Source organism: Herbaspirillum sp. Her3 (assembly GCF_057961275.1).
In genome coordinates this window covers 980,820-1,000,460 of the sequence record NZ_CM176328.1, presented here as the reverse complement: position 1 = coordinate 1,000,460, position 19,641 = coordinate 980,820, and the positions used below count along the sequence as shown (strand labels likewise).

General features: G+C 56.8%; 9 protein-coding genes and 1 pseudogene. 2 read left to right on the top strand and 8 right to left on the bottom strand.

What is annotated here, in order from left to right; all coding sequences use genetic code 11:
- Nucleotides 1-697: 697 nt before the first annotated feature.
- On the bottom strand, nucleotides 698-1,591 hold the full coding sequence (locus ACVC5H_RS04615; RefSeq protein ID WP_489621213.1) for a LysR family transcriptional regulator: 894 nt from the start codon (nucleotides 1,589-1,591) through the stop codon (nucleotides 698-700).
- A 125-nt stretch (nucleotides 1,592-1,716) separates the two neighbouring features.
- On the opposite strand from ACVC5H_RS04615, the gene ACVC5H_RS04610 reads away from it, so the two are divergent.
- The gene (locus tag ACVC5H_RS04610; protein WP_489621212.1) at nucleotides 1,717-2,394 is read left to right on the top strand and encodes a peroxiredoxin-like family protein; all 678 of its coding nucleotides are present in this window, start codon (nucleotides 1,717-1,719) and stop codon (nucleotides 2,392-2,394) included.
- 560 nt (nucleotides 2,395-2,954) lie between these two features.
- A complete protein-coding gene (locus ACVC5H_RS04605; RefSeq protein ID WP_489621211.1) occupies nucleotides 2,955-4,094 on the top strand; it encodes an alpha-hydroxy acid oxidase in 1,140 nt (379 codons plus the stop codon).
- 61 nt (nucleotides 4,095-4,155) lie between these two features.
- On the opposite strand, the gene ACVC5H_RS04600 is transcribed toward ACVC5H_RS04605, so the two are convergent.
- From ACVC5H_RS04600 to ACVC5H_RS04570, 7 genes and pseudogenes are all read right to left on the bottom strand, one after another.
- Nucleotides 4,156-4,356, bottom strand: a complete 201-nt coding sequence (locus ACVC5H_RS04600) for a hypothetical protein (protein WP_489621210.1) — start codon at nucleotides 4,354-4,356, stop codon at nucleotides 4,156-4,158.
- A 915-nt stretch (nucleotides 4,357-5,271) separates the two neighbouring features.
- Nucleotides 5,272-13,833, bottom strand: coding sequence for a glycoside hydrolase family 94 protein (locus ACVC5H_RS04595; RefSeq protein WP_489621209.1), 8,562 nt, complete (start codon nucleotides 13,831-13,833; stop codon nucleotides 5,272-5,274).
- 355 nt (nucleotides 13,834-14,188) lie between these two features.
- Nucleotides 14,189-14,494, bottom strand: a complete 306-nt coding sequence (locus ACVC5H_RS04590) for a hypothetical protein (protein WP_489621208.1) — start codon at nucleotides 14,492-14,494, stop codon at nucleotides 14,189-14,191.
- A 497-nt stretch (nucleotides 14,495-14,991) separates the two neighbouring features.
- The gene (locus ACVC5H_RS04585) at nucleotides 14,992-15,189 is read right to left on the bottom strand and encodes a hypothetical protein (RefSeq protein WP_077236027.1); all 198 of its coding nucleotides are present in this window, start codon (nucleotides 15,187-15,189) and stop codon (nucleotides 14,992-14,994) included.
- Between the two features lie 487 nt (nucleotides 15,190-15,676).
- On the bottom strand, nucleotides 15,677-15,937 hold the full coding sequence (locus ACVC5H_RS04580) for a hypothetical protein (protein WP_489621207.1): 261 nt from the start codon (nucleotides 15,935-15,937) through the stop codon (nucleotides 15,677-15,679).
- A gap of 1,302 nt (nucleotides 15,938-17,239) precedes the next feature.
- Nucleotides 17,240-17,617, bottom strand: coding sequence for a response regulator (locus ACVC5H_RS04575; protein ID WP_489621206.1), 378 nt, complete (start codon nucleotides 17,615-17,617; stop codon nucleotides 17,240-17,242).
- Between the two features lie 784 nt (nucleotides 17,618-18,401).
- Nucleotides 18,402-19,627, bottom strand: a pseudogene (locus ACVC5H_RS04570) (IS256 family transposase).
- Between the last annotated feature and the right edge of the window lie 14 nt (nucleotides 19,628-19,641).

The window sequence follows — 19,641 nt, the reverse complement described above, 5'->3', positions numbered from 1 at the left end:
GCGTGAGCTGCAGCGGTCCACAAGATTGTCGTGGCGACGGCGATGGCCGTGGGCGGACTATCGGCCGTCACGCAAAAGAGCTTCGATGATAGCCTGGTGCCGTTGCACCAGCGTTTTCTGCCCGTATTGAGCACTCGACTCATCTTGCGACGCATGTCGGGCAGTATGCCGACCGACAGTCCGAATTGCAGAGCAAAAGAAAAACGGCTCACATCGCTGTGAGCCGCTTCGGTATTGGTGCTGGCTGCAGGACTTGAACCCGCCACCCCCTGATTACAAGTCCGGCGCGATTTTCAATTATATCAAAGACTTAGCTCATTTTTTGCTTCGCAATTAAAAAATTTAGCACCCCGCAAGCCCTTATTGGCCCTCGGTCACTTGATAATTGCGAAGCGGAATTTTCATTGCCAGATGCGAATGTTTGCCACAGTTGCCGATGTCCGCAATCGACCAATAACGGACCTTGAGGGTATGTGACTACCCGAAAGATCGTCAGTATGTTTTGCGAGACAAAGATTTCCTTTGTCCCTGGTCGTTCACAGGTCTTGCAGGCGGTCGCCGATGGTTTTAAAAACAAACTTCCGTGACGCAGGGCGGAGGTGTCCAAGGTTCTGATCAATCGGCCTTTCAGAACTAAACGACTCAATTTTGGATGGCGGTTCTCGGCCAGAAGCGGACTTCTCGTTGCCGGAAAAAATCAACGCTCTCCACGCTCCGCGGAGAACGTACGCCCCAAGTATTCAGCAAACGCACGTGCCGCCGGCTTGGCGGCCTTCCCGGCTGGGAACACCGCGTGTAATTCAACACTCCCGCTATCCCAATCGGACAACACTCGCGTCAGTGAGCCGTTGGCGAGCTCGGAGCGACACCCCCAGTAACTGGTCTGGACGATGCCCAGGCTCGCCAGTGCCGACGCCATCGCCACTTCGTTGGTCGAGGCCTGCAAACGGCAATCTACTCTGACGGACACGCTGCGGCCGTTGCGCTGGAACTCCCAGGTACGTACGCCGGTGGGGCCAAGAATCATGTCGTGGCTGGAGAGATCTGCTGGAGCCTGCGGCACGCCGCGCCGTTCAAGATAGGCCGGCGCCGCCAACAACATGCGCGGTGAAATCGCCAAGCGCCGCGCGGTAGCACTGGAGTCGGGCAGCGTGCCGAAGCGCAGCGCCAGGTCGGCGCCATCTTGGACCAGGTCCTGCAATTGGTCGTTGAGCAGCAATTCCAACTTCAGGGCGGGATTTTTTCCCATGAACTCCGGCAGGATCGGCACCACTTCGCGCACGGCGATGCTGGACGTAATCGCCACGCGTAACTTGCCGCGCAGCTCGCCAGTGCCACGCACCGCGTGGTCGGCTTCTTCCAGCGCCGCGAGGATGGGCTCGATACGCGCCAGGTAATCGCTGCCGGCCTCGGTCAGCGTGACGGCGCGGGTGGTGCGGGTGAACAGCGCGGCGCCCACTTCCTTCTCCAGCTCGGCGGCGATACGCGAAACCGAAGGCTGCGATAGCCCCAGTTCGCGCCCGGCCTTGGAGAAACTGCCGCTGCGGGCGATGCGGACGAATACGCGCAAGGAGAACAGGCGGTCGCTCATGATGATCCATTCATTTGAAATATGAATAAATCATAGTTGTACAAGCCTGCTTCTCGCAAGAAGTCGAATGAAAGATAGTTCTCCTACGCCATGTGGCGCAAGCAAGCCAACCTAGGAGAAGCATCATGAAACTGCCCGAAAAACTCGCCGAATTCCGCCGCAACTTCGAAGCCGGCGGCCCGCCGTTCAACGCCCCCGCGTGGATCCATGAACCGATGCACCGCGCCACCGCCGAGCTGGTCGCCTCGCACGCCGCCGACCACGCCCTCAAGGCCGGCGACCGCGCCCCGCAGTTCGCGCTGCCCGATGCCGACGGCAAGCTGCACAGCTCGGAAGAATTGCTGGCCAACGGCCCGCTGGTGCTGACCTTCTATCGCGGCGTCTGGTGCCCCTACTGCAACATGGACCTGCAGGCCCTGCAAGAAACGCTGCCGCAACTGGAAGCGCTGGGCGCGCAACTGGTCGCAGTGTCGCCGCAGACCCCTGCCAACACGCGCCGCTCGGTGCGCGAGAACAAGATCGGCTTCCCCATCCTGTCCGACCTCGGTAATGAAGTCGCCGATCTCTTCGGCCTGCGCTTCACGCTGCCCGACTACCTGCAGGACTTGTACAAGAACGTGTTCAAGAACGACCTCGCGATCAACAACGGTGAACCCAGCTGGACGCTGCCCATGCCGGCGCGCTACGTGATCGGCCAGGATGGCGTGATCGCCTACGCGGAAGTCAACCCTGACTACTCCGAACGTCCTGATCCGGAAGAACTGCTGCCGGTGCTGCAGCAACTGCAAGCCGCCAAGGCGTAAGGAGCGGCGTGCCGGCCTCCGTCGGCACGCTCTCTCGCGTGGGCGCACGTGCAGCGATACCATCGCGGCATGTGCGCCTGATCGCATCCAGGGAAGATGCGATCAGGCGTTGGTACCGCCATCGTCCTGCAGCACGGCGCCGGTGGCAAAGCCGCAGAGTAATGATGAAGTCATTTTCGACGTCTGCTTCCGGCCAGAAGCGGACCTTCGTCAATTGCCTTGCTCTCGGGCAATAAGACTGTTTTCAGCTTATTCTGAAGGGTAGATAACGGACAAATCCCGCCCCCTCATCTCATCTACGTATCCGCACGATCGCACCGAGCAAAAATGATTCAAAAGGTAGTTTCATCTGATGCAATTCAACACCAAGATCGCCCCCTTGCGTTGTGGTTTAGATTCCCGCCTACCCCATAGGGAATAACACCAATATCGGCAGTAGAACCCTTAAACAATCAGGGGGACAATCCAATTTTCTACGCAGATTTTTCGATGTAGCCTTCTTGGTTTCGTTGGCGACGCTAGACCAACTATCATTCGGTACCAAATCCGGAGAAAAAAGCATGCCCGTTTTTACATGTATCGAAGACTTTCGCGTCCTGGCAAAGAAACGGGTGCCCAAAGCATTTTATGACTATGTCGACAGCGGGTCTTACAGCGAAAGTACCTACCGCGCGAACACCGATGACCTGAGTCGCCTGAATTTCCGGCAACGCGTCGCCGTCAATGTTGACGCACGTTCCACCCGAACCAGGATGATAGGCGAAGAGGTTTCCATGCCTGTCGCGATCGCACCAACCGGCCTGACGGGCATGCAATGGGCGAACGGTGAAATGCTAGGGGCAATTGCGGCTGAGAAGTTCGGCATCCCATTTACGCTCTCGACAATGAGCATCTGCTCAATCGAAGACGTCGCTAGCGTTACGACCAGACCATTTTGGTTTCAGTTATACGTCATGCGTGACCGTGGCTTTGTAAAATCGATTATCGAGCGCGCCAAGGCTGCCAGGTGCTCCGCCTTGGTGCTGACACTTGATCTGCAGATCAATGGTCAACGCCACAAAGATTTGAAGAATGGCCTCTCGATACCTCCCAAACTGACACTTGCAAACATACTGGATCTGGCGAGCAAGCCAGGTTGGGCACTAAGGGCCCTGGGCGGACGCAAGACTTTTGGTAACCTGGACGGCCATATCGAAGGGGGATCCGGAGGAATTCGTACTTTGAGTCAATGGACTGCCAGTCAGTTCGATCCCACCTTGAATTGGGATGATGTGGCATGGATCAAGGAGCAATGGGGCGGAAAGCTTATCCTGAAAGGCATTCTAGATAGCGAGGATGCGAAGCTTGCCGCGCAGTCTGGTGCAAATGCGATCGTGGTCAGCAACCACGGTGGACGCCAACTTGATGGCGCGATGTCAACGATCACGGCCTTGCCGAAAATCGTCGACGCCGTTGGCGATCAAACTGAAGTATGGCTCGATGGCGGCATCCGCAGCGGCCAAGATGTATTAAAAGCTATCGCGCTCGGCGCCAAAGGCACGATGATTGGCCGAGCCTTCCTTTACAGTCTTGGTGCGATGGGCGAGCAAGGTGTAACCAGGATGCTTCAAATCATGCAAAAAGAATTGGACGTCAGCATGGCATTGACAGGTACCCGAGACATCAACGGTGTTGGACCTCAGATATTGGCGGCGCGTTAAATCCGAAACATCCTGCGCACGCCACCTGTTCTCCAGAACAATCCGATGAAACCGTCGAGAATCAAGCCAACGATGCCATGTCGATGACATAGCGATAGCGTACTTTTTTCCCAATGACATCTTTCCAACGCGCCGATATTTCATCAGCCTTGATCAAAGTGATTTGAGGCTTGATCCCTTGCTGGGCGCAGAAGTCGATGACGTCCTGGGGTTCTTTTATCGCCCCAATGCGGCCATCGACGACCTGTTTGCCGCCGGCCAACCGCACACGCCGGCCCCGCAATGGCAGCCGACTTAAGGCTGCTGGGCGTTGGCAAGAGCGTTTCGGTCACCCTTGCACTACGCCATCTTCTGCCGGTTTCGCATGTTGGATTCACCTGCGGCTTCCTCCACAGCCATAATCACAGGCTCCGTTCTCAACTTCTTCCCATCCTGTTTGAATCTTATTCCCGAAGTCCGCAAGCGGCCAATAACGGACCTTCGACGCTTCATTCTATCCAGGTAACGGTCCTTCTCGATACGCTGCGCGCCAATATTGGCGTTCCCCCTAGCTGGGCATTGAGTGAAGGACAAGGGGCTCAATGAATCACGATATTCTGAAGTGTCGAGAAATTCGTCCATAGTCGATCCTTACAGTCGCAAGGAATGAAATTGTGACGGAAATTGCAAATGCATCCCCTCTATACTGCGGCGGCTTGTGGCGCTTCTAGTGCGGCCTCGGCAATGACGGCGACCTATGCAGAAGCCACAAATGCGCCGGATGAAACGACGACCACGCCCCTATGTAGAAATGCCGCCATTGTGCGTCAAAATGCGTCAGATTTGATATCACCTAGATCGGCCGTCGGGCCAGGTGAGACAGGCCTAAGCGGCTAACGCAAATTTGAATCAAAAACGACCTATTTAGCGGGCAGGCGCGGGGTGGGGGCAACTGCGCGCGCCGACTCCCATACGTTTTAAAGTTATTGTTTTAATAATTCTTCCCGCGTGTACGGACTGCGATGACCTGGTGAGCCACAGATCTGGCCTGGGCCAGCATCGACGAGTTTGTCGCATTTGAGAGGCTGGTCCGTTACTCGTCAGAGAAAAAATACATGGACACCCGAAGGCGGTGAAGAACAAGTCGAAGCCGCTTTCTGCTGGCTTTCATTGCCGGGTCAGTGGGACAAGCATACCTTCACAACGTAGCCACCAGCCGGTGCTCACCCGGTGTGACGGGCACTCGCAATGCGCCACCATCGCAGGTGAGTGGCATGCCGTCCAGTTCAGCTGCCGAGATACCGGCGCAGCGCATCCCCGGCGATTCGACCTGGATGATGTAGCGTGCCGCACCCAAGACGATTTTTGCCTCAAAGCCAGGCCATCCGGCTGGAATACACGGATCGAGGATTAACACCTCGCCTTCGCGGCGAATGCCTAGAATCCCCTCCATACCCGCACGGTGCATCCAGCCGGCGGCACCGGTGTACCAGGTCCAGCCGCCCCGGCCCTCGTGCGGCGATACCGAATACACATCCGCAGCCACCACGTACGGTTCCACGCGGTAGCGCGCCGTCTGAGCAGCTGTCCGAGCATGGTTGATAGGATTGACCAGAGCGAACAGGGCATGGGCGTGCTCGCCCGCCTGCGGGGCGCCGCGTAACTGCGTGAACGCTAGGATGGCCCACATGGCCGCGTGGCTGTATTGACCTCCATTCTCACGTAAGCCCGGCGGGTAACCCAAGATGTAGCCAGGGTCGCTCTGTGTGTGCTCAAAAGGTGGGGTAAAGAGCAACGCCAGCCCCGCCTCTGGCAGCACCAGGTGCGAGCGCAGCGAGTCCATCGCCATCTGTGCGTGGTCAGGTTCGGCGACTCCTGACAGTACCGCCCAGGATTGGGCGATCGAATCGATGCAGCATTCCTCGCTGTGGCGGCTGCCCAGCCACGTGCCATCGTCGAATATGGCGCGCCGATACCAGGCGCCGTCCCAGGTCTCGCGCTCCAGCGAGGCCGTCACAGACTGGAGATGGCCCCGCCAGCGCGCGGCGCGGGTGGGGTCGCGTGCCTCTGCAAGAGGAGCGAAGAGGATCAGTGTCCGTACCTGCAGCCAGCCGAGCCAAACGCTCTGACCCCGGCCTTCCTGGCCCACACGATTCATGCCATCGTTCCAATCTCCGGTCCCCATCAGCGGCAGCCCTAATTCGCCAGTGAGGTCAATACTCTGGTCTAATGCGCGCGCGCAGTGCTCAAACAGCGTTGTAGAGATGCCTGCAGGCATCGGCTGGAAAAAGGCATCATGTTCGCCTACCTGCAGCGCGGGGCCTTCCAGGAAGGCGATGGATTCGTCAAGTACCGCTGTATCGCCCGAGACGATCACATAGCTGGCCGCGGCGAAAGCCAGCCAGATGCGGTCGTCCGAGATTCGCGTGCGCACGCCTTGGCCCGAATGCGGCAGCCACCAATGTTGCACGTCACCTTCGAGGAACTGACGGCCTGCAGCGCGCAGCAAGTGTTGACGCGTTTCTTCAGGCCGCGCGAATGTGAGCGCCATGCCATCCTGCAGTTGGTCTCGAAAGCCGTAGGCACCGCTGGCCTGATAGAACGCCGAGCGGGCCCAGATGCGGCAGGCCAGCGTCTGGTAGAGAAGCCAACCGTTGAGCAGGATGTCCATCGCGCGGTCTGGCGTGCGCACTTGCACGGCACCGAGCAGCCCTTCCCAATGGTCACGCACCCGCTGCAGTTCGGCCTCCAGATCAGTCTCACGCCAGCGCGCCGCTAGTTCCAAACTTTCCTGCGCGCTGCCGCATTGCCCGAGTAGAGCGATGATGTCTACCGACTCGCCGGGCCGCAGCACTAGGCTGCACTGCAGCACAGCGCAGGGATCCAGGCCCGCACCCACCGTACCGGATAGGGACGCCTGGCTCTGCAATGCAGCGGGTGCCGCCAGACTGCCGCGATGGCCAAGGAATTCCGTACGGTCAGCGGTCCAAGCGGTCTGCCGGCCCCCGAGATCGGCGAAAGCGACTCTACCCGGAAAGGCTGTGCTCCAGGGATTGCGCGCCAGCAGCACGCCGCTGGCCGCATCGATCTCGGTAAGGATGAAGGGTGCGCAAGCCGCACGCGAGGGACCCAATACCCATTCTGCATAGGCCGTGATGGATAGACGCCGCGTCTGTGGGCTGAGATTATGTAAGGTGAGGCGCGACACCTTAATTGGGGCGTCCAGTGGCACGAACTGCAGCAGTTCAAGCGAGATACCGTGCGCCTGGTGCGTGAAGCGGCTATAGCCATGACCGTGGCGTGCAACGTAGGTGCCACCGTCGCGGATTGGCTGCGCAGTAGGGCTCCAGAGCTCGCCGCTCGACTCGTCTCGTACGAAGAACGCCTCGCCGGTCGGATCGGTCACTGGATCGTTAGACCATGGGGTAAGTTGATTCTCACGGCTGTTACCAGCCCAAGTACTTGCGCTGCCATCGGCCGAGACCTGGAAGCCGAAGACAGGGTTGGCGATGACGTTGATCCAGGGGGCGGGGGTGGTCTGTCCGTCGGTGAGTACGGTCACGTATTCGCGACCGCCCTGATCGAATCCACCGAGTCCGTTGAAGAACTCCAGCCGCCCCGTGTCTGTGCTCTGCCCCTGCCTCGTCAGATTGGAAGATTGGGTATAGGTAGCTAATTCGAGCGCCGCACTCGCGTAGTGCACCGTCTCCGGCAGGAGACCGATTTGCCGAGCGATGTCGCCCCGACGCGCTAGCAGCAGCACGCGAGCTGCTGAATGCAGTAAGGCCCGGGCTGACACATCCATCAGATCTGCGCGCAGTGTATGGACCACCCCCTGGGCTATCGTCTCGCCTTGTGGTCGAAGGGGCGACTGGCTCCGGCGCACGGCCGTTTCGATAGCGGACTGCAGATCCTGCACATAAGAGGAAGCTCGCTCATTAACGATCACCAGATCGACGCTCAGCCCCTTCATTCGCCAGTACTCGTGCGCACGAAGTAGTTGGCGCACCTGGGCAATATCCTCGATGTCATCGATTCGCAACACCACGATTGGCAAGTCGCCGGAGACCGAGTGCCGCCACAAGCCCGACTGCGGACCTGCGCCATGAGCGATCTCCTCGGCCGGTGCGCGGAAGCGCGCATCGGCATAGAGGATAGGTGCCGCCAGCCGCTGGAAGTCTGCGGCTTCGTCGGCTTCGACGCCGATGTGTCGCAACTGTACCTGGGCCTGGGTCCAGGCCAAGGTCCGAGCACGCTCGAAGGCGCTACGGTCATGGTGCTGGTCCACCAGTTCCAGTAGCGCTTCGCGAGTAGGCGCCACCAGCGTCCAGAAAGCCAGGCGCGCCATACGACCGGGTGCGACACGCACGCGGTGTCGCACCGAGAAAACCGGATCGAGTACCGTACCGACCGTACCAGACAGCATGGCTCCGTCCGCCATGGCTTGCGCCGTGGCGGATGTACGACCTCGGCCCAGGAACCGTGCCCGGTCGGATTCGTACTGCACGGGTGCCGTGACGATGCCTTCGACCACGGCGAAGTGTGCGGCCCAGATCCGCTGCTCGTGCGGCCCGCGAGGGCGTCGCGTAGCGATCAGGGCACCGAACTCTGGGAGATATTCAGTCTGCACGAACATCTTGGAGAAGGCCGGATGAGCATCATCACCCGCGGGCGACGCCAACACCACCTCAGAGTAGGAGGTGAGTTCGATTTCACGAGTCTTGCGGCCTGTATTGACGACTGTGACGCGGCGTACCTCGCCGTCAACTTCGGCGGACACCAGCACCTCCATTGTGGTCGTCAGGCTGCCGTCGTGCCGCGTAAAGGCGGCGTGGTCCTCGGCGAAGACTACCTCGTAGCTATCGGGTGACACGGCCAGCGGCTGCGCCGCAGCGGACCATATCTGACCGGTATCCGTGTCACGTAGATAGACGTAGGCTCCCCAGTCGTCGCGGGTCGCGTCTTCGCGCCAGCGCGTCACAGCCAACTCACGCCAGCGGCTGTAGCCGGCGCCCGCTGCGGTGAGCATGACGGCATAACGCCCGTTGGACAGCAGGTGCGTAGCAGGGGCCGCCGTAACAGACGGGTCTATGTGCCGTACCGCGTGTAAGTCACCATGTGGATTGGTTGCGCCAGACAGCACCTCTTCAGCGCGCGCACGCGCCACAGAGACGAGGCGCGGCATACGCTCGTGCAGCAGCAATTCGCAGGCCTGGATCATCGGTTCACGATGGAAGCGTTCCCGCATGCGAGCGCCCTGGAGCGTATTGGCGATTGCGACAAGTGTCATGCCCTGGTGATGCGCCATAAAGCTGCGTACGATGGCGACCTGCGACCCGCCGGGCAGGCGGGAACGGGTGAAGTCGAGCGCCTCGTAAAAGCCATAGCGCCCGAGCGCACCAAGCGTCTGCAGGTACTCAAAGTTGCGTTGTGCTAGCGGTGCATCGACCATGGTAGCGAGACCGGTCGCGTAAGGCGCGATCACCAGATCCTGAGCCAGCCCGCGTTTTAGGCCCAGGCCTGGCACGCCAAAGTTGGAGTACTGGTAAGTAAATTCCAGGTCGCGAGCGTTGTACGCCGACTCGGAGATGCCCCACGGCACGCTCATCCGCCGACCGTAGGCCATCTGGTGCTGCACGATCAGGCGATTGGTCTGCTCCAGTAGGCTACCTGCCGGTGCGCGCATCACCAGCGAGGGCATCAGATACTCGAACATCGACCCTGACCAAGATACCAGGGCCGATCCACGTCCTACGGGGATGGCTGTCCGATCCAAGCGGAACCAGTGGCGCGTGGATACGTCGCCCTTGGCGATTGAGAAGAGGCTGGCTAGTCGCGCCTCAGAGGCTAGTAGGTCGTAGCAGTTGGGATCGAGCAAGTTCTCCACTGCGGCATAACCTATGGAAAGCAGTTTGCGTTCAGGATCTAGCAAGAAGGCGAAGTCCATCCCTAGCGCTAGCGCACGCGCCTGTTGCGCCAACGCCTGCCAGCGGGCATCGATAGCATTCGCCGCGACGCCGAATGACTTGGCGTCGCGTGCCTGTTGCTCGATCCGCCCTTGCAGCGCATTGGTCCAGAATAGAAGGTCGTCACCTTCCGCTTGTATTGCTGGGACCAGCGCCTGCGCTTCTTCTGCCGCCTTATCGGCCAGGCGCTGAAATACCGGAAGTGACATGCTGGCAGGATCGTGGAACCCTGCCTCGATCTCGGCAAGGACGCTCAGCAGTCGCTGTCCCTGTGCCCCTTGGGTCGAAGGTTTAGCAGACGCCGACTCCCGGGCTAGCGCGAGTGCGTCGCTCGCACCTTCCGTCCAATCCGTCGACAGCGACGCACCCATCCATTCTTCGCAGGCATTAGCCAGTACGATCAAGTGGCCGGCGAGGTTACCGCTGTCCACAGACGACACATAGGCCGGTGCAAGCACCTGGGTCGTGCGCGTGTCATACCAGTTGTAGAAATGGCCTCGGAACCTTTCCAATGTCTGCAAGCTGACGAAAGCCGCTTCCAGGCGCTCGCAAGTCTGCAGGGCACCAGCCCAGCCAAAATCGCGGGCCGCCACCGTCGACAGCAAGTACAAGCCTATGTTGGTGGGCGAGGTGCGGTGAGCGATCACTGGCTTCGGATCTTCCTGAAAATTGTCCGGTGGAAGCATGTGCTCAGCCGGCGTCACGAAGGTTTCGAAAAAACGCCAAGTGCGACGTGCTGTAAGGCGCAGGGCCAAGGTATCTGTGAGTTCGGGCGCACCGGATGTCATGATCGGCGGGCGGCGGCTGACGCGCCAAGCCAAGACCGGCGCTGCGACCCAGAGCGCCGACAGCGGCAACACAATTGCGCATGCTGCAGGAAAGAACACGCTAACGCCCACGGCGAATGCTAGGGCTAACAGCACGCCACCGGCCATCTGGCCATAGAAGCCAGCTATACCGGGGCGCGGGCGAGCGGCGGACTGGGCTGCGGTTGTCCATTCCAGCAGATGCCGATGCGTCGCGTAGAGTCTGATCAGGGTACGCGTGATAGCATCCACCGTGCGCCAGGTCTGATCCGGAAGCAGAGCTAGCGTCCAGAGTGTCTGCATTACGGCTAACCGAAGGTCGCTGGCCAACCGGCGTAATTGGCTACCCAGCCCGATGCCCGCGCGCGTTGGCGCTAATCCGGAGATGTGGGGCAGAAAGAAGGGCACTGCCAGTGCCAGTACCAGCATCCCCATGGCTTGTAATGATTGAGGCCAGGGCAACCAAGCGCACAGCGCTAGAGCCAGTAGGCTCGTGGGCGCCAGCAGGGAGCGCCGCAAGTTGTCGATCATTTTCCAGCGGCTCACTGGCGGTAGGGCCGCACCTGAATGGCGTCGCCCGAGTATCCAGGGCAGGAGTTGCCAGTCGCCGCGCGTCCAGCGGTGTTGGCGCCTGGCAGCGACGTCGTAGCGGGCAGGGAATTCTTCGACCACTTCGACGTCCGAGGCAAGCCCCGCGCGAGCGAACACGCCTTCGAAAAGGTCGTGGCTAAGCATCGTGTTCTCAGGAATACGCCCAGCAAGCGCTGCCTCGAAGGCATCGACGTCGTAGATGCCTTTACCGGTGTAGGATCCCTCACCGAAAAGGTCCTGGTAAACGTCAGACACGGCGGACGCGTAGGGGTCCATGCCACCCGAACCGGCCGAAATGCACTGATAGAGCGATCCCTCGCGGCCCAATGGCAGTGTTGGTGTCACGCGTGGCTGCAAGATGGCGTAACCGCCCACTACACGCTGTTCGGCATTGTTCCAGCGCACACAGTTCAAGGGGTGAGCCATCTTGCCGATCAGGCGCAGCGCTGCGTCACGGGGCAGTCGGGTGTCGGCGTCCAACGTGATGACGTAGCGCACTCTGGCAAGGATCTCGGGTTGATGAGCTTTGTCGGCAGCACCACCCAGCGACATAAAACTGGTGTCAGTTGCGCCGCGCAATAATCGATTGAGTTCATGGAGCTTTCCACGCTTACGCTCCCATCCCATCCATCGGTTTTCGCTTGCGTTGAATCGGCGCTGCCGGTGCAACAGGTAAAAGCGCTTACCACCTGGGGCTGGTCCATACCGTTGGTTAAGTGCGTCGATGGCATCCTGCGCAATGCCGATCAGGTAGGCGTCGCCGTCTAGCACTTCCGAATCTGCATCAAGGCCGTCCGATAGCAGAGCAAAAGATAGGTCACCACCGGCACCAGACAGATGGTGAACTTCAAGGCTCTCGATATGCCGGCGCAGTTCCGCCTCGCCGGAGAGCAGCGTGGGCACGACAACTAGTGTGCGCAAATGGGTTGGAACCCCGTCGGCCAGCGCCAAAGCCGGGAGCGTCACTGCGCCAGCGCGGGACGCAATTGCGCGCTGGACCAGCGCTGTGGCTACCTCGGTCGCGGGAATGAATGCGGCCATCGCGAGCACCGCCAGCAGCCCTGTGGGAGCTATCGTCAAGCTGCCGATGCCAAACATGGACCAGAACGCGAGACCCAGCAGCATGGCCGCAAGCGCGAAGATGGCGGTCACGTATCCGCTAAGCCCGACGCGAACGCTAAAACGGTCGATGCGAAGAACCAGTGGCGGCCGGAATCCGATGGCATGCTCTAATTCGCTGCGTCCCTCGGCGATCAGGTAATGACCGGGATCTATCCTGCTGGAGTTCTGGACAAGAAGCTCAGGCGACTTCGGCGAAGCCGCCTGCGCCAACGCCAACGCTCGCTCAACAATAGCGAGTTCGGATAACGGTGATCCCCGAGCCAGTTGCTCGATCGCCGTACGGTAGCGATTGCGTGTGGGGAAATCCATCTCCGCGAAGGTGCTGCTAGCGCGCAGACGCGTGTCCACTAAGCTAGTGCTTTCGAACATATCTGCCCAGTCGATGTCAGACATCAGGCGCATGCTGGTGATGACGTTGCGCACCGAGACGTTGGAGGCACCCTGACGCTGCTGTGCATGCAGGATAGCCTGGTCAGCATCCGTACCCTGGTCACGCAGCCGCTCATCCAGCCACTGTAGGGCAGGCGTGACGCGCGGGTCCTGGTCGCGCAGACGCTTGGCGAGCTGTGCCGCGAAAAGTTCGGACACAGGGCTGCTCGCGCGCGTGGCGATATCCTGGTTCAACGCGGCATAGGCTGCGCCCGGTTCCAGCAAGCGGTCGGCGAGCCTTTGGGCATCGGCGCGCGCCGCGCGTCCGACAGTGATCTGATCGGCCAATCGGCGCAAGTTCTCCACCAGCACGATACGTAGGGTGATCGCCACAGCCCATAGTTCGCTGATGTCCAGTGGTTGGACCTCCTGGTAGGCTGCAATAAAGCGGCGGAGGACGGCAGGATCGAAGTGGCTGTCGGTGTGGGCGACGAATGCCCACGCGATTCCGAAGACGCGTGGATAGCCCGCCAACGGACCATCTGCCAGCTTGGGCAACTGCTTATAGTAGCCGGGCGGTAGGTCAGTGCGAATCTCGCGCACCTGCGATTCAACAACGTGATAGTTATCCAGCAGCCATTCAGCGGCCGGGACTACACGGCGTCCAGCAGCCACTTCTGCGGCACTTGCGCGATAGGCCAGCAGCAGATCAACGGCGTTTTCGCGCAACCGATTGTGCAACGACCGAACCCGAGGTGGATGGATGCCAACTAACTGAGCCGTCGCGAGGCTGCGCGCGTGCTGCTCTAGGCGCTCGATGCCGAACAGTTCCTCGCGCACAGGTGCGGTATCGGCCCACGGATCTGGGGCGGAGCGTTGGGAGGCAAATTGAAAAAATCGGCGCATGTTGGCCTTTCAGGGCACCGCGGGGAGAGACGCCCCGCGATAAACCCGCCGTGAAGAAGCTAGGCCGTATAGCCCCAGGGGCAAAGGCTAGGCGATGTGGCCCAGCGGTTGTCAGGATTTTTATGATTAAGAATCGTTTTCACTACAGTCCTTGATGAGCGCGCTGCACAGGGACTGCTGGTACTGGTTTTTTCTTAGATTTTTTCGGTTCTCGGTTGCCGCGCTTTTGCTCTTTTTCTGCCATGGGAAACTCCTACTATTGGGATATCGGCCCGCTATCACGGGCAAGGTGCACAACCATTCAACACAAATGGCTGGCGTGTGCATCAGGAAAGGGCCTGGATCAGCGATTCACTTACACATCGAGATGATCATCCAACGGGGTTATCGCAAACAATTGTCCTTTCCACGGTTCAATCGAATCATCGAAAATTGAAATCGACATTTCCTTTGAGCCAGTAGATTCACGAATAAATTGAGCTATTGCTTTTCGACAGACGATAATCTGACTTTCTAGATTGATAGGTGCGTTTCGAATTTGAAACTCTGTTCGTGTACGGCTGCTTCCTAAACCACTAGTTACTTCAATAACCTCGATCTTCCCTATCCGCAGCCATACGAAGCCAGCCTCATGGCCTCTATCTTCGAAATGAAATCGCATGTCAATCTCCTCATTTAAAAAGGCCGCAACTGCGGCCCCTTTAATAAATTGGACTGCCTGCCCACATACAACATTACCGCGAGCGATCAGCCTTCTCGGTCTCTCTCATGTAGTTCCTTCGATAGATGTCACCCCCTTCATAGCGGCGTGGGCCAGCGTCACTTTGCTGATCAGCTTGCTCTTGCTTTCTCTTCTCGCCATCGCGTGAAGAATAGCGACCATCGTTAGATCTCGACGTCTTCTCCTTGTTGGGATTAAATCCTTGCTGCTCCAGTCGATGAGAGCCTTGGGTCTTATTGAAGTTTGACACGATCATTCCTTCGTATCGCGGTCAGGTTAAGGATTCAATGGAACAGGCCGCGATGTCCGTTGTCGCGATATTTGATCGCGAAAATCATTCAATTAAAATGCTGTCCATCCACATTAATGAATGAAAAATGACGTGAAAGACAAGGGCAACAATTGAGGCTCTCTGTCCGACGGATAACGGACGAGATCTAGTCCTCTTGAATCGCTAGTCCTTCCGACTCAGCTGCTAATATTGCTTGTTGATCTCGAACAGCGTCCGCTCCGAAGATTTGGCTGGCAGCCAATTTCTCATCATTTCTCGTCGACAAGTCCGCCTCAATACCTTTTTCTGGTGAGGAAACAGTCTTTATGAAAGAAAACTCACGCCACCGGTTTACTTTGCTCATAACTTCTCCTACTCATAGGGATATCGCACTGGACTCAGGCAATACCATCAAAGTTTACAAAGGCGCGTACAACTACTATGCATGCAAAAGCGGCTTCAGATTAAAACGTGTAATTACCGCTTCGCACATGTTGACGCCCTGCTCAAGCAATACCGCTTCCGCGCGGTAAACTCCTGCGAGATTCTTCTTTGAAAAAATCTGATGATCGCGTCGTTGAATCGAAATACTATTCATTTGCCACCCATCTGAGTGGTGCGAATATCTGAGCTCGTAGGAAAAGTTTCCGGAGCTGTCTACATTTTGAAAAATGGACATAAGAATCCTGAGTTAGGGTGGCATTTCTGGCGACTTGGTCGGCTACCTGGGATAGTATTTTTATTCGAATTCGCCCTGGAAGTTCGCAAGCCGATATTCGGCGTCGATCAATTTTTCCCCATGCCTAACCTTTACTTAGTCCACGGATGCTTCACAGCCAGCCGTTGCAAGATCAGTCGCGGGAAACTGTTTTTTTCACCAATGTAAGGTGGTCTTTATTAGGCTTTTCATATAGCCCTTTAGCGGCTTCTTGCTGCTGAGATTGGGAGCCATTACGTTCGACATCGCTAGCCGGTTTACGAATGCGATCCTCGCCCCCCCCTGCTTGCTCTTGGTTCGGTTTATGCCCTTGATGCTGCTGCGGATGTCCGCGTGGCGACGAATGTTCTCGGCCTTCGTTTCTTTGATCCACAGGTAGTTTTGTATCTGACATATTCGTCCTTTGTGTATTGTCTATTTATAAGAGTTTCAGGTCTGGGAAGATCCTCCGCATGGGCTGCCCATCGGTTCGGCGGCACCCAAAAATAGGCGTCACAATCCGAGATTTCATTTTAATTTCTCAGCTATTTTTTAATCTTTACCGACGTGACCCGTCGAAAGCTGTTCGGACTCATCGGCCACCCTAACTTCTTTTCACGAAAGCTCTGCGCCTTTGCACTAAGAGTTGTGGAGTCTTTGATCTCGCTATTTTCAAAATAACAGTCGCCGTGTTCTCGTCGATGCTTATCTATTGCTTCCACAATTTCGTCGCTGTTAAAGCGGCCATTAGAGTAATTTCGCATTTCTGCCTCCAGGCAGGAACAGGTGAATGAAATAAGACGATCGATGCCTTCGCTCAACTTCAAGAAAGTTCTGGCGAGAGCCAAACTTCTGGCCCCAAGCGAGGTGGCGGCACCAAATTCGGAATACTAAAACCGGTTTGCGGACGATGTATGCGCACTTTCGCGCTCTAGTCCTCAGACGAAATGGGAGGCCTTGGGTTACAAAGGTCGTTTGTCTTTCCACGACTACGCGCGAGGTCCTCAAGAACTTGCTGAATGCATTCGATATCCGCAAGCTGCCCCGAATAGTCTACGTAGAGGGCACTTCCCGCAACCAGAAAATTTTGGTAATCGGGAACCGGCTCCGTCATTCGAAAGCGATTCATCTTGTTCATATGATTCTCCAATGGGAAAGATAGCAAAGCATCTCAACGGAGGGACTCAATGAACTGAAGAGGCGGCAGAGTCGGGATGGGGAAAACGAATCAAGCGAGTTGCTTTTTACCTGGCCTTGATTCGCAAAGGGATGCACAGACCTTACTCCCATTACTTCTCTAAAACGGAAATGCACCTCATTTATTTTTCTATCGGTGGAGTCATCGTGATAGCGTCGAGACATGCATCCTGTCCAATTATTTTTTCGACGCAGTAAAGGGCGCAGAAATCGTGTTCAAATGGCACCTCTCAATAGGAGATCTAATGAAGAAGCGATTTGACGAAAGCACTGCCAGCCTCAAAGAGCTAACAACAACTACGCCGATGAGCTCAACGGTTCACGCAGAAATTGTACGAAGGAGGGTTGTTATTAGACGGCTCGTCGAAGATGCAAGAGAAGAAACGAAGCTAAGACGAAGTGATCTAGCGTAATTTTTATGGCCGATCTTCAATTTTTTACGGTCGGGCCCATCGCGTGAAGCACCCGAGGACCTACGCAACGATAACAGAAACAAAAAGTGAGCTATATAGAATCCCTTCTACTGAACCGCTTTAACGGTCGAGACCACTTCATCGAAGAGACAGGGTTTTACAAGCAACGCGTCAAAAACCTCCAATGCTCTCCAAGAGTTTTTCAAAGGGGTTGCACTCAGGAGAACAATCGGAATGGAAGAAAATCGCGGGTTATTTTTGAGTAAGGTCGCCAACTCTAACCCATCCATGATCGGCATTCGCAAATCTGTCAAAACAACGTTCACAGAATCATCAGAACCCATAATTAGGTCATAGGCTTCTCGACCGTTTGTAGCTTCCAGAACGCGGTAACCCTCATTTTTAAATACCTCTGAAAAGATGGTCCGAACATCGACATTGTCCTCGACAAGTAATATTGTGCACCCTCGAAACAATCCGTCCATGCCCCCTCCCAAATAGTGGCCATGGGTCCAAAGTCGGATATCAGAGGGCTACAAATAGTATGAGAAAAATTCTGCCTTATGAACATCAGGCAATTCGCTAAAACGGAGAATCTATCTCCGACAGACACGTAGGATTAATGGATGAAGCTCTGTGGGGAGCGCATCAAATAGCAATAACCTAGAAATGATGTCCCGTTAAAGGCGTGCGCAGAAGTAGTTGCGCTTTCGCAAGTCCAGAGGATTATCAGTTGCTACAACCTGAAAAGGATCGGAGCCACACGTAGTAATTCATCGCGGCAGCGTAAGAGCTCCCGGGCTTCGGCTATCGGCGTATGTCCGACTCACTAGCCTGGGCGATTCTCGATTGCGACGGCTCAGACAGCTCATAACCGGCTGCGACTTTTCCCACAACATTAGCATCTGGTGACCGCGCTCAATTGCCCCTTGTTCGAGTGTTCTTCATTCTCGCCCGCTGCGTTTTCCTGGACGCGCTCCTTGGTCATGATCGTTATGTGCCATTTTTCTGCACTCATATGGCGGGTTGCGTCAGATGCTTTACTGTCTATGCGGCAAACATTTCCAACAAGAAAAATAGTCACGAATACACAGCCAATAACCGATAATGAGGAAAACATTAAGCAAACGATATCTACCTCCAGGCATCGTTTGGTAGTCAAAAGACGGCCAGTCAGCTAGAAAATAGGACATGGGGGGAATCCGCCTTAGATTACCCATAGCGGCTTGGCATGGGCGTGTCCGATTTTTTGTGTAAACGGGATTTCGTTTAATTCATAGAGATACGTTCACCGAACTGGATAGTAAACCGAGTCAGTGCAGCTTTCCAATCTCGGATGGGCAGCGTCCACTTTTTACTGATGTTGCGCAGGGCCAGGAAGAAGAGTTTAATCAGCGCCTCATCGCTGGGGAACGAGCCCCGGTTCTTAGTCAGCTTGCGCAAACTCATGTTGACCGACTCGATGGCATTGGTCGTATAGATGACCTTTCGAATCTCTGGTGGGAAGTCGAAGAACGGAATCAGACGGGGCCAGTTGCGCCGCCAGGATTGGCCGATAGGCAGATACTCTGCATCCCATTTCTCTTCGAATTCACCGAGTCGGAGTTCGGCTTCTTCGGCGGTTGCCGACTGGTAAATCAATCGTAGGTCAGCCGCCACCTCCGGACGTCGTTTCCATGAGACGTAATTCAAGCTGTGCCGGACCATGTGGACGATACACAGCTGCACCGTGGTCTTCGGGAACACAGCTTCGATGGCATCCGGGAAGCCCTTCAAGCCGTCAACGCAAGCGATGAAGATATCTTGCACGCCGCGATTACGCAGCTCAGTGACAACCTGCAGCCAGAACTTGGCGCCTTCCGTTTGCGCTAGCCACAGTCCCAACACCTCCTTCTCACCGTCCATGGTGATGCCGATGGCTAGGTAGACGGCTTTTACTCGCACCGTTCCTTCACGCACTTTGACATGGATACAGTCGAGATAAACGATGGGATAAATTGGATTCAATGGCCTAGCTTGCCAGGCTTTGACTTCATCGACAACGGCGTCAGTGACCGATGAAATCAGGCTGGGTGACACCTCGGTTCCATACATCTCTTCCAGGTGCGCCTGAATCTCTCTTACTGTCATGCCACGGGCATACAGCGAAATAATCTTGTCGTCGAAGCCGGCCCAGCGCGTCTGATGCTTGGTTACCAGCTTCGGTTCGAAGCTGCCATGACGGTCTCGAGGAACTTCAATTGGCAACTCGCCGAATTCGCCCTTTAGCGTCTTGCGACTCTTGCCGTTTCGGGTGTTGCCCGACCATTGGCTACGCTCCCGTGCTTCTCATGGCCCAGGTGCTCGCTCAGCTCGGCTTCCAGGGCTCGTTCCACCACCAGCTTGGTGAGATGCTTCAACAGGCCTTCTTCACCTATTAAATCTTCGGGATTCTTGTAATTGGCTAGCAATCCAGCCAGTAATTCTTCGGGTACGTCGTGTTTCTTTTTACTCATTGTGGCTCCGGACA

Excerpts from the sequence above, each read along its gene's own strand:
- ACVC5H_RS04610 (WP_489621212.1), top strand. The coding sequence starts at position 1,717 with ATGAAACTGCCCGAAAAACTCGCCGAATTCCGCCGCAACTTCGAAGCC.
- ACVC5H_RS04615 (WP_489621213.1), bottom strand. The coding sequence starts at position 1,591 with ATGAGCGACCGCCTGTTCTCCTTGCGCGTATTCGTCCGCATCGCCCGC.
- ACVC5H_RS04585 (WP_077236027.1), bottom strand. The coding sequence starts at position 15,189 with ATGAGCAAAGTAAACCGGTGGCGTGAGTTTTCTTTCATAAAGACTGTT.
- ACVC5H_RS04575 (WP_489621206.1), bottom strand. The coding sequence starts at position 17,617 with ATGGACGGATTGTTTCGAGGGTGCACAATATTACTTGTCGAGGACAAT.
- ACVC5H_RS04595 (WP_489621209.1), bottom strand. The coding sequence starts at position 13,833 with ATGCGCCGATTTTTTCAATTTGCCTCCCAACGCTCCGCCCCAGATCCG.
- ACVC5H_RS04605 (WP_489621211.1), top strand. The coding sequence starts at position 2,955 with ATGCCCGTTTTTACATGTATCGAAGACTTTCGCGTCCTGGCAAAGAAA.
- ACVC5H_RS04580 (WP_489621207.1), bottom strand. The coding sequence starts at position 15,937 with ATGTCAGATACAAAACTACCTGTGGATCAAAGAAACGAAGGCCGAGAA.
- ACVC5H_RS04590 (WP_489621208.1), bottom strand. The coding sequence starts at position 14,494 with ATGCGATTTCATTTCGAAGATAGAGGCCATGAGGCTGGCTTCGTATGG.